Here is a 10,090-nt window from a genome sequence, read left to right on the forward strand (position 1 = left end):
ATATATACCCCTACACGGTATGGGTTACAAGCGCCAGGGTGACGCGATGCGCGACGGTGAGCATGCGAGGCACGACGCCTCTGTCAAGAACACGGGTTGCTGCGGATCGAAGGATTCGAACGCGACGGCGGCCTCGTCCTGTTGTGGCGGCACGGCGAGCGGCTCGTCCGCCGCCGCGGCGACCGTGATCGACCCGGTGTGCGGCATGACGGTCGACACCGCAACCGCGCAGCATCGCTTCGATCACGACGGCCAGACCTACTATTTCTGCTGCGGCGGTTGCCGCCAGACGTTTGCGGCCGATCCGGCCGGCGTTCTGGCCACGGCGGCGACGCCGTTCGCGCTGCCGCCGAAAGCGACTCCGAAGCTGCACCAGCTGACGGAGTTGCCGGCGAAGTCGTCGTGCTGCGGCGGAGGCGATACGCATGATCACGCGCCCGCCAAGGCGATCGATCCGGTCTGTGGCATGACCGTCGATGTCGCGACCAACAAGCACAGCTTCGATCACGACGGCACCACCTATCACTTCTGCTGCGGCGGCTGCCGCAGCAAATTCGCGGCCGATCCTGAACGCTATCTGGCAAAAGCCTCCGCCTCGTCGTGCTGCGGCGGATCGCATGATCACGCCGGTCATGATCACGGCGCCGCCGACGACGGCAAGGTGATCGACCCGGTGTGCGGCATGAAGGTCGATCCCGCCACCAGCAAGCACAGCTTCGCCTACAAGGGCACGACCTATCATTTCTGCCGCGAAGCCTGCCAGACCAAGTTCGCCGCCGATCCGGTGTCGTACCTCGACAAGAGCAGGGCGAAGCCAGCCGCGGACGTGCCGGAAGGCACGATCTACACCTGCCCGATGGATCCGCAGATCCGCCAGGTCGGCCCCGGCACCTGCCCGATCTGCGGCATGGCGCTGGAGCCCGAACTGGTGTCGCTCGACGATGCGCCCAATCCCGAACTGATCGACATGACGCGGCGGTTCTGGATCGGCCTGGTGCTGGCGCTGCCGGCTGTGGTGCTGGAAATGGGCGGCCATCTCGTCGGCGGCCACGGCCTGATCGACCCGGCGCTATCGAACTGGATTCAGTTCGTCTCCGCGACGCCTGTCGTGCTGTGGGCCGGCTGGCCGTTCTTCGTGCGCGGCTGGCAATCCGTCGTGACGCGCAACCTCAACATGTTCACCCTGGTGGCGATGGGCACCGGGGTGGCGTACATCTACAGTCTGGTCGCGACCGTCGCGCCGCAATTGTTCCCGCCCGCGTTCCGCGGCCATGGCGGCACCGTTCCGGTGTATTTCGAAGCCGCCGCGGTGATCACCGTGCTGGTGCTGCTCGGCCAGGTGCTCGAACTGCGCGCCCGCGAGGCGACCTCCGGCGCCATCAAGGCGCTGCTCGGCCTGGCACCGAAGACCGCCCGCAAGATCGAGGCCGACGGCAGCGAGAACGAAGTCGAGATCGACAGTCTCAGCACCGGCGACAAATTGCGTGTGCGCCCCGGCGAGAAAGTGCCGGTCGACGGCACCATCGTCGAAGGCCGCGGCACCCTGGATGAGTCGCTGGTGACCGGCGAGTCGATGCCGGTGAGCCGCGAGGCCGGCGGCAAGGTGGTGGCCGGCACACTGAACCAGTCCGGCGGTTTCGTGATGCGCGCCGATCAGGTCGGCCGCGACACCATGCTGTCCCGCATCGTGCAGATGGTGGCGCAGGCGCAGCGCTCGCGCGCGCCGATCCAGCGCATCGCCGATCTGGTCGCCGGCTGGTTCGTGCCGGCGGTGCTGCTCGCCGCGATCGCCGCTTTCGCCGCCTGGGCCGCCTTCGGTCCCGAGCCGCGGCTGACCTTCGCGCTGGTCGCCGCCGTCAGCGTGCTGATCATCGCCTGCCCGTGCGCACTCGGCCTCGCCACGCCGATGTCGATCATGGTCGGCGTCGGCCGCGGCGCCCAGGCCGGCGTGCTGATCCGCAACGCCGAAGCGCTGGAGCGGATGGAGAAGATCGACACCCTGGTGATCGACAAGACCGGCACCCTCACCGAAGGCCGCCCGAGCGTGGTGGCGATCGTGCCTGCGAACGGAACGGACGAGACCGAGCTGCTGCGGCTCGCCGCCAGCGTCGAACGCGCCAGCGAGCATCCGCTCGCCGACGCCGTCGTCCGCGCCGCCAAGGAGCGCGGTCTCGATCTCGCCGACGTCGCCGAATTCGATGCGCCGAGCGGCAAGGGCGCGACCGGCCGGGTCGCGGGCCGCGCGGTGGTGATCGGCAACCCGGCGTATCTGGCGTCGCTCGGCACTGACACCGCTTCGCTCGCTGCGAAAACCGACGAGCTGCGCGGCGACGGCGACACCGTGGTACAGGTCGCGATCGACGGCCGCCTCGCCGGCCTGTTCGCGATCGCCGACGCGGTGAAGCCGTCGACGCCGGAGGCGCTGAAGGCGCTCGCCGAAGAGGGCATCAAGGTGATCATGCTGACCGGCGACAACCGCACCACCGCGAACGCGGTCGCCCGCAAGCTCGGCATCGCCGATGTCGAGGCCGAGGTGCTGCCGGATCAGAAGAGCGCGGTGGTCGAGAAGCTGCGCGGCCAGGGCCGCGTCGTCGCGATGGCCGGTGACGGCGTCAACGACGCCCCGGCGCTGGCCGCGGCCGATGTCGGCATCGCGATGGGAACCGGCACCGACGTGGCGATGGAAAGCGCCGGCGTCACGCTGCTCAAGGGTGATCTCGGCGGCATCGTGCGCGCCCGGAAATTGTCGCAGGCGACGATGAGCAACATCCGCCAGAATCTGTTCTTCGCCTTCGTGTACAATTCCGCCGGCATCCCGATCGCCGCCGGTATTCTGTATCCGAGCTTCGGCCTGCTGCTGTCGCCGATCATCGCCGCGGCCGCGATGTCGCTGTCGTCGGTGAGCGTGATCGGCAACGCGCTGCGGCTGCGCCGCACCGCGTTGTAACGCTTGTGGTTGCGACTGATAGCCGCCTGCGTCCAGTTGATCTAACGCAAGGATTGGCGGTCGATTGGACGTATTTTGCGGTCGCGAAGGTTTGCTGCAAATCGCTGCGTATTTGCGGATAGCGACATCGAGGTCGGCCATGTCACGAATCATTGAATTGCTGAACGAAGAGCACCGCAACATCGCGCGCCTGCTCGACGTGCTCGAACAAGAGCTCAGCGTGTTCGATCGCCGCGAGCGTCCCGACTACGAAATCTTCCAGGCGATCATTCAGTACTTCAAGGAGTACCCGGAAGCCTGTCACCATCCGAAGGAAGACGTCGTCTATCGTATCCTCAAGGAGCGCAATCCTGCGGTGGCCGGCACCGTCGGCGACATCGAGAAGGAGCACGAGCTGGAAGTCGACCGGCTGGCCAACTTCGCCAAGGTCGTCGACGACGTGCTCGCCGATCAGGAGTTGCCGCGCCAGACCTTCCACGCCGCCGCGCGCGACTTCATCGAGCACCAGCGCCGTCACATGCTGAAGGAAGAGCAGCTGCTATTCCCGGCCGCGCTCGAAACGCTGACCGCGGAAGACTGGGCCAAGATCGACGCACGGATCGACGACCGCAAGGATCCGATGTTCGACGGCGAGACCGCCAGCAAATTCCAGAATCTCTATGCAACCATTCTGCGCTGGGAGCAGGAGACAGAAGCCGAGCGCAGCAAGGCGCCGGTGCGCGCCTGATCGGCGCTGCCGGCCTCGCAATCATCCACCAACCATGCTGATCGGGCGGCGGGAGCGCCGCCCTTATTGTCAGTCGTCTTCGCCGGCGTAGTCGGCCCAGCAGTCCGACGTCTCATACACCCGCACGCCGCAGAGCTGCGGCAGCTCCGGCTTGGTCCGGCGCCAGATCCAGACCGCGATGTTTTCCGCGGTCGGGTTCTCCAGTCCCTCGATCTCATTGAGACAATAATGGTCGAGCCGCTTCAGCAGCGGCCCGAATACCGCCTCGATCTCGAAGAAATCCAGCACGAATCCGGTGTCCGGATTGACCGGACCGCACAGCTGCAGCTCGACCCGATAGGAATGCCCGTGCATCCGCTTGCAGCGGTGGGTTTCCGGCACGTTGGGCAAATAATGGGCGGCTTCGAAGCGGAACGCTTGGGTGATCTTCATCGGTTTCGGGGGTTGGGGCGGCTGCTCGGCCGGTACGCCGGCGGACCCTATAGGAGCGGCTGTCGCATTTGAAGCCGGCTATGCCCCCAAAACAGCCGCCGGACAACCCCGCTGGCCGCAATGCCGTCCCGCCCCCGCCGGTCCCGGCGCTGCGCTCCAGGGCGGCTCCGCGCGCGCCCCGTGCGCGCCGGCGGAGGCGCCCGACGCGGGCGCCTCCGTGGCAGTTACTTCTTGGCCTTCTTGGCTTTCTTTGCCGTCTTGGCCTTCTTCACCGTCTTCTTGACCGTCTTTTTCGCCGCTTTTTTCGGCGCCTTCTTGGCGGCCTTCTTCGTGACCTTCTTGGCGGCCTTCTTCACCGTCTTGGCCTTCTTGGCCTTGGTGACGGCCTTCGCCTTCTTGGCTTTCTTCGCCATCTCGTCCTCTCGAGCTGATGGATACTAACGCCACGCGAGACGGGACCGGACTCGCCGATCTCGCAACCGCCTCCAATTTGATCCGAGCAGATTCGCTGCCTGTTCTATCGGCCACGATTGATATTTCGCATTGTTATCCACAATTGTTCGCCTGTTTCGCGCGGCATCAGCGTTAACGCGAGGTGAATGCTGGTCAGCGGGCAATGCTGCGGCGCCGTTCACCGATTCAAAACCAACTCGTATTTTTGCGAAGCCTACTCAGACTCCGTTAAGCGCTCGCGGCGCACCCTCCGCCCCAACTTTAGGAGTAGTGATGGGCGGACGGCAGATAGCAATCGGAGGTGGTTGGGTGGCCTCCATCGGGCGGAGGCGCGCATGTTGAGCATGCCGACGCTGTGGATCGTCTTCCTGATCAATTTCGTTTCGCTGGGCCTGGTGTGGGTCCACGTCACCCGCAGCTATCCGAACTTCACCCCCGCCCGCTACATGACAGCGGCCTGTTTCGTGCTCGCGACCGGCTCGGTCGTCGGTATGCTGCGGGTCGTGATCAACCTCGAATTGTCGCTGATCGGCGGCGGCACACTGGTTGTCTTCGCCTGCTGTTTGTCCTCCATGGGCATGTTCGAGTTCTACGGCCGGCGCGTGCCGTGGACGACCTCGATCATCGTCACCGGTGCGGTTGCGGTCGGGCTTACCTTCTTTGCTTTCATCATCGACTCGATGGCGATGCGGATCGTGGTGTACTCGATCGCACAGTTGATCCCGATCGCGATGACGCTGCCGCTGGTGATGTCCGAGTCCGGGCGTCGCAACCCCGGCGCGCGGATGGCCGCCGTGATCGCTTGGCTGATCCTCGCGGTCTACGTCGTGCGTTCGATCGCTGCACTGATCGGCGTCGGCGGCGAATTGTCGATCGTTCACTTCAACACCTTCCAGGCGACACTGGTGCTGGCGCTGGTGTTCCTGTCGATGACCTGGAATTTCGCCTTCCTGCTGATGGCGATCGACCGGCTGCGCTCGGAAGTCGAGAACCTGGCGTTGCTCGACGACCTAACCGGCGTCTCCAATCGGCGGCATCTGCTGCAGCGGATGTCGGAACAGTGTGCGATCTCGATGCGCACCGGCGAGCCGTTCGCCGTGCTGGCGATCGACCTCGACGGCTTCAAGGCGATCAACGACGGGCACGGCCATGCCGCCGGCGACGAGTGCCTGCGCCGGTTCTCGAACGTGGCACAGTCGCGTTTGCGGCCCGGCGATCTGCTGGCGCGGGCGGGCGGCGACGAGTTCTGCGTGGTAATGCCCGGCACGACGCTGCGCGAAGGCGCGATGATCGCCCGTCATATCCTGGAAGAAAGCCGCGCCGTCTCGGCGCGCAGTGACGCGCGGATCAGGATCGCCGCATCGATCGGCGTGGCGCAGTGGACCCCGCAGATCGGCCAGCACCCCGAACGGTTGATCGCGGCGGCGGACGTCGCGCTGTATAATGCCAAGAGACTCGGCAAGGACCGCTACGCGGTGTACGAGCCGGCTCCCGAGCCGCCGCCGGAAATTCGCCTCGCCGCGGCAGAAACGCTGCGCAAGATCGCTTGACGCCGCGTCAGTACCCCCTTGGCGGCCGGCGTCCGTCAGGCCAGCAGCGTCGCGTGGATGGTGGTCAGTCCGATCGCGATGGTGAGCACGCCGACGGCGACCTGAAGAAAGCGGTTGGCGACCGTCAGCGACCGCGCCGAAATCACTACCGGCACCGCGATCACCGCCGACAGCGCCCCCATCCCCACCATCGAGCCGACCCCGAACAGCGCGACGTAGAGCAGCCCCTGCGCCGCATCCGGCGCCTGGGACACCGCCAGCACCAGCAGAGCCGCCGAGCCGGCCATGCCGTGCATCAGCCCGACCAGCAGCGTGCGCCAGCGGAAGCCGTGCGCATGACCGTGTGCGGCGGGCGCGTCGTGGCTGACGCGATCGGCATGGCTGTGCAGATGGATGTGACGGACCCCGTCGCCGTGCTGATGGACATGAACGTGAGCCCGGTCGCGCCACAGCCGCCACAGCAGATGGCCGCCGAGCCCGACCAGCATGAAGCCGACCGCGCCCTCCAGCGGCTGGGCGATATGCTCCGGAATCGACTGGCCGATCGCCAGCGCGATCCCGGCGAACAGAAACAGCGTCAGCGTGTGGCCGAGCCCCCAGGTCAGCCCGTGCTTGACGATGTCGGCGACGCCGCTGCGCCGGGCAGCGATCGTCGACACCGCAGCGATGTGATCGACCTCGAGCGCGTGCTGCATCCCGAGCAGAAAACCCAACCCCAAAATCGCGAACATCGGTCCCCGGCGGTGGCGCCGCCGGTAAATTGCGGCGGCGTCAGAATGGTGTAAGTTTCGTCAACACAACACGGCCGCAGAGCCGGAACAAGGGAGAAACCGAATGATCGCCAGATCGATCGCGGCGGCGATGATGACGGCTGCGCTGCTGTCGTCGTCCGCGGCCCGCGCGCAAGTCTCCGACGACGTCGTCAAGCTCGGCGTGCTCACCGACATGAACGGCCCCGCCTCGACGCCGACCGGCCAGGGCTCGGTCACCGCCGCGCAGATGGCTGTGGAGGATTTCGGCGGCACCGTTCTCGGCAAGCCGATCCAGGTGATCGTCGGCGATCATCAGCTCAAGCCGGACATCGGCGCCACGCTGGCGCGGCGTTGGTACGACGTCGAGCAGGTCGACCTGATCCTCGACGTGCCGGTCTCCGCGGTCGGCCTCGCGGTCCAGACCATCGCCAACGAAAAGAAGCGGCTGTTCATCACCCAGTCGACCGGTGCGGCGGATTTCCACGGCAAGTCCTGCAGCCCCTATGCGATGCAATGGGTATTCGACACCCACGCGCTCGCGGTCGGCACCGCGCAGGAGGTGGTGAAGCGCGGCGGCGACACCTGGTTCTTCATCACCGACGATTACGCCTTCGGCCAGTCGCTGGAGAAGGACGCCGCCGCGATGGTGACCAAGAGCGGCGGCAAGGTGCTCGGCTCGGTGCGGCCGCCGTTCGCGACCTCGGACGTGTCGTCGTTCGTGCTGCAGGCGCAGGCCTCGAAGGCGAAGATCATCGGCATCGCCGCCGGCCCGCCCAACAACGTCAACGAGATCAAGACCGGCGGCGAATTCGGCATCTTCAAGGGCGGCCAGCAGATGGCGGCGCTATTGGCGCTGATCACCGACGTGCACTCGCTCGGACTGCCGACAGCGCAGGGCCTGTTGCTGACGACGTCGTTCTATTGGGACATGGACGACAAGACCCGGGAATGGTCCAAGCGCTATTTCGCCAAGATGAACCGGATGCCGACGATGTGGCAGGCCGGCGTGTATTCGGCGACGCTGCATTATCTGCAGGCGATCAAGGATGCCGGCACCGACGATCCGTTGAAGGTCGCGGCGAAGATGCGGGAGAAGCCGGTCGACGACTTCTTCGCCCGCGGCGGCAAGCTGCGCGAGGACGGGCTGATGGTCCACGACCTGATGCTGGTGCAGGTGAAGACGCCGGAGGAGTCGAAATATCCGTGGGACTACTATAAGATTTTGGCCCACATCCCCGGTGATGCCGCCTTCGGCCCGCCCGATCCGGCATGTTCGCTGGTGAAGAAGTAGCACCCTGTCGGGCCGCACTCGCATCCGATATCGTCATGCCCGGCCTTGCGCCGGGCATCCACGTCTTCAAGCGCCCGCAAAAGCATGGATGGCCGGGACAAGCCCGGCCATGAGATGAGAACCGGGATCGATACCACGATCAAAAGACGAGGCACCCCATGGACTATCGTTCGCTCGGCCGCAGCGGCCTGAAGGTGTCGCCGCTGTGCCTCGGCACCATGATGTTCGGCGGCGCCACCGACGAGCCGGCCTCGGCGCGGATCATCGACAAGGCGCGCGACGCCGGGATCAATTTCATCGACACCGCCGACGTCTATTCGATGGGCGCCTCCGAGCAGGTGGTCGGCCGCGCGATCGCGGCGCATCGCGAGCACTGGATCCTCGCCACCAAGGTCGCCAATCCGATGGGCGACGGGCCGAACCGCGCCGGGCTGTCGCGCCGCCGCGTGCTGCAGGCTGCCGACGACAGCTTGAAGCGCCTCGGCACCGACTGGATCGACATCTACTATCTGCACCGCGAAGACCATGCGACGCCGCTCGACGAGACCGTCCGGGCGATCGGCGACCTGATCCGCGCCGGCAAGATCCGCTATTTCGGCGTCTCGAACTATCGCGCCTGGCGCGTCGCCGAGATCTGCAACATCTGCGACCGCCTCGGCATCGACCGTCCGCTGGTCAGCCAGCCTTATTACAACGCGATGAACCGGATGCCGGAGGTCGAGCACATCCCGGCCTGCGGCTTCTACGGCCTCGGCATCGTGCCGTATTCGCCGCTGGCGCGCGGCGTGCTCACCGGCAAATACGCGCCCGATTCACAGCCCGACAAGGACAGCCGTGCCGGCCGTGCCGACAAGCGGATGCTGCAGACCGAATGGCGGCCCGAATCGCTCAAGCTGGCGCAGCAGATCCGTGCCCATGCCGAAGCCAAGGGCGCGATCGCCGGACAGTTCGCGGTCGGCTGGGTGCTCAACAACGCGCTGGTGACCTCGGTGATCGCCGGGCCGCGCACCGAACAGCAGTGGGACGACTACGTCCGGGCGCTGGACTACCGCTTCACCGCCGAGGACGAGGCGCTGATCGACGCCCTGGTGGCGAGCGGCCATCCCTCCACACCCGGCTACAACGATCCGGCCTATCCGATCGAAGGCCGCCCCGTGCGCCACGCGGGCTGAGCGCCATCCGGCTCCGGGCCAAAGTTGCGGCCGATCAAGCCGGAGCGCCACGGCGGATCGTAGTCTCGGTTCCACACGCGGCCCGCGCGATCGTTGTTGCCAGCGGACCGCATCAGAAGCCGGGAGACCGCCCCATGACCAGCCCCCATTTCCACGCCGTGATCTGGATCGACCATCGCGAAGCGCGGGTGTTTCATTTCAATCCGTCAGAGGCCGACAAGCTGGTGGTGCACGCCGACAATCCGAACCGGCACATCCACCATCACCGCGCGGTCGGCTCCGGCCACGAGGCGGTCGACGAACATTTCCTCCACGCCGCGATGGAGGCGATCGCCGACGCCGGCGTAGTGCTGATCGTCGGGCCGGCCCAGACCAAGCACGCGCTGGAGAAATACATCGCCGACCACAATCCCGCGCTGAAGGCCAAGATCGCCGCGGTGGAGACCGTCGACCATCCCAGCGACGGTCAGGTCGTCGCCTACGCCCGCAAGTACTTCAAGGCCGAGGACCGGACCACGCCGCAGACGCGATGAACCTCAGCAGCCCGCAATTTGAAAAAGGCGGGCTTGAGAGCGGTTCATCGTTTGATTGAAACGATCCGACCTTTCCGAAGGCACTGAGTCCTCATCCTGAGCAACCATTAGATCGGGGCAGATTTAGCGATCCAAGGAGTGCCGCGGGCGACGACTGTGTTGATGAAGATAATCAGCTTACGGGCGCAGGCGACCAAGGCGAGCTTGTGTGGTTTACCCCTGGCGGTCAGCGT

General features: G+C 65.9%; 10 protein-coding genes and 1 pseudogene. 6 read left to right on the forward strand and 5 right to left on the reverse strand.

Annotated elements, in window-relative coordinates; all coding sequences use genetic code 11:
* Window positions 1-24 precede the first annotated feature (24 nt).
* On the reverse strand, window positions 25-207 hold the full coding sequence (locus DWA33_RS25810) for a hypothetical protein (protein ID WP_283808617.1): 183 nt from the start codon (window positions 205-207) through the stop codon (window positions 25-27).
* On the opposite strand from DWA33_RS25810, the gene DWA33_RS23715 reads away from it, so the two are divergent.
* Both DWA33_RS23715 and DWA33_RS23720 read left to right on the forward strand, forming a co-directional pair.
* Window positions 206-2,947: a heavy metal translocating P-type ATPase gene (locus DWA33_RS23715; protein ID WP_283808618.1), complete on the forward strand. Its 2,742-nt coding sequence runs from the start codon at window positions 206-208 to the stop codon at window positions 2,945-2,947. The genes DWA33_RS25810 and DWA33_RS23715 overlap by 2 nt on opposite strands.
* Before the next feature lie 139 nt (window positions 2,948-3,086).
* On the forward strand, window positions 3,087-3,674 hold the full coding sequence (locus DWA33_RS23720; protein ID WP_114360945.1) for a hemerythrin domain-containing protein: 588 nt from the start codon (window positions 3,087-3,089) through the stop codon (window positions 3,672-3,674).
* 69 nt (window positions 3,675-3,743) lie between these two features.
* Here DWA33_RS23720 and queD read toward each other — a convergent pair whose 3' ends face one another.
* Together queD and DWA33_RS23730 are read right to left on the reverse strand one after the other, a co-directional pair.
* Window positions 3,744-4,106, reverse strand: a complete 363-nt coding sequence (queD, locus tag DWA33_RS23725; protein WP_114360946.1) for a 6-carboxytetrahydropterin synthase QueD — start codon at window positions 4,104-4,106, stop codon at window positions 3,744-3,746.
* Between the two features lie 224 nt (window positions 4,107-4,330).
* Window positions 4,331-4,519 carry a histone gene (locus DWA33_RS23730; RefSeq protein ID WP_114360947.1) on the reverse strand — a complete coding sequence of 63 codons (189 nt, stop codon included), beginning with the start codon at window positions 4,517-4,519 and terminating at the stop codon, window positions 4,331-4,333.
* A gap of 375 nt (window positions 4,520-4,894) precedes the next feature.
* Between DWA33_RS23730 and DWA33_RS23735 the strand changes: the two genes are divergently transcribed.
* Entirely contained in the window at window positions 4,895-6,109 is a 1,215-nt protein-coding gene (locus tag DWA33_RS23735) for a GGDEF domain-containing protein (protein WP_114360948.1), read from the forward strand.
* 35 nt (window positions 6,110-6,144) lie between these two features.
* On the opposite strand, the gene DWA33_RS25320 is transcribed toward DWA33_RS23735, so the two are convergent.
* Complete coding sequence (locus tag DWA33_RS25320) at window positions 6,145-6,840, reverse strand: sulfite exporter TauE/SafE family protein (protein WP_167443275.1); 696 nt, start codon at window positions 6,838-6,840, stop codon at window positions 6,145-6,147.
* Window positions 6,841-6,943: 103 nt separating this feature from the next.
* On the opposite strand from DWA33_RS25320, the gene DWA33_RS23755 reads away from it, so the two are divergent.
* The 3 genes from DWA33_RS23755 (at window position 6,944) to DWA33_RS23765 (ending at window position 9,857) form a co-directional block, all read left to right on the forward strand.
* Window positions 6,944-8,152 (forward strand): ABC transporter substrate-binding protein, encoded by a 1,209-nt coding sequence (locus tag DWA33_RS23755; protein WP_114360952.1) that lies wholly within the window; start codon window positions 6,944-6,946, stop codon window positions 8,150-8,152.
* 158 nt (window positions 8,153-8,310) lie between these two features.
* On the forward strand, window positions 8,311-9,324 hold the full coding sequence (locus DWA33_RS23760) for an aldo/keto reductase (protein WP_114360953.1): 1,014 nt from the start codon (window positions 8,311-8,313) through the stop codon (window positions 9,322-9,324).
* Between the two features lie 134 nt (window positions 9,325-9,458).
* On the forward strand, window positions 9,459-9,857 hold the full coding sequence (locus DWA33_RS23765; RefSeq protein ID WP_114360954.1) for a translational machinery protein: 399 nt from the start codon (window positions 9,459-9,461) through the stop codon (window positions 9,855-9,857).
* 107 nt (window positions 9,858-9,964) lie between these two features.
* Here the strand turns inward: DWA33_RS23765 and DWA33_RS25815 are convergent.
* Window positions 9,965-10,090 (reverse strand): annotated as a pseudogene (locus tag DWA33_RS25815) (IS110 family transposase); the annotation flags it as partial.

The sequence above is a fragment of the Rhodopseudomonas pentothenatexigens genome, assembly GCF_900218015.1.
GTDB classification, from domain to species: Bacteria; Pseudomonadota; Alphaproteobacteria; order Rhizobiales; family Xanthobacteraceae; genus Rhodopseudomonas; species Rhodopseudomonas pentothenatexigens.

Coding starts and splice junctions, on each gene's coding strand:
- DWA33_RS23715 (WP_283808618.1), top strand. CDS start 206: ATGACGGTCGACACCGCAACCGCGCAGCATCGCTTCGATCACGACGGC.
- DWA33_RS25810 (WP_283808617.1), bottom strand. CDS start 207: ATGCCGCACACCGGGTCGATCACGGTCGCCGCGGCGGCGGACGAGCCG.
- DWA33_RS23720 (WP_114360945.1), top strand. CDS start 3,087: ATGTCACGAATCATTGAATTGCTGAACGAAGAGCACCGCAACATCGCG.
- queD (WP_114360946.1), bottom strand. CDS start 4,106: ATGAAGATCACCCAAGCGTTCCGCTTCGAAGCCGCCCATTATTTGCCC.
- DWA33_RS23730 (WP_114360947.1), bottom strand. CDS start 4,519: ATGGCGAAGAAAGCCAAGAAGGCGAAGGCCGTCACCAAGGCCAAGAAG.
- DWA33_RS23735 (WP_114360948.1), top strand. CDS start 4,895: ATGTTGAGCATGCCGACGCTGTGGATCGTCTTCCTGATCAATTTCGTT.
- DWA33_RS25320 (WP_167443275.1), bottom strand. CDS start 6,840: ATGTTCGCGATTTTGGGGTTGGGTTTTCTGCTCGGGATGCAGCACGCG.
- DWA33_RS23755 (WP_114360952.1), top strand. CDS start 6,944: ATGATCGCCAGATCGATCGCGGCGGCGATGATGACGGCTGCGCTGCTG.
- DWA33_RS23760 (WP_114360953.1), top strand. CDS start 8,311: ATGGACTATCGTTCGCTCGGCCGCAGCGGCCTGAAGGTGTCGCCGCTG.
- DWA33_RS23765 (WP_114360954.1), top strand. CDS start 9,459: ATGACCAGCCCCCATTTCCACGCCGTGATCTGGATCGACCATCGCGAA.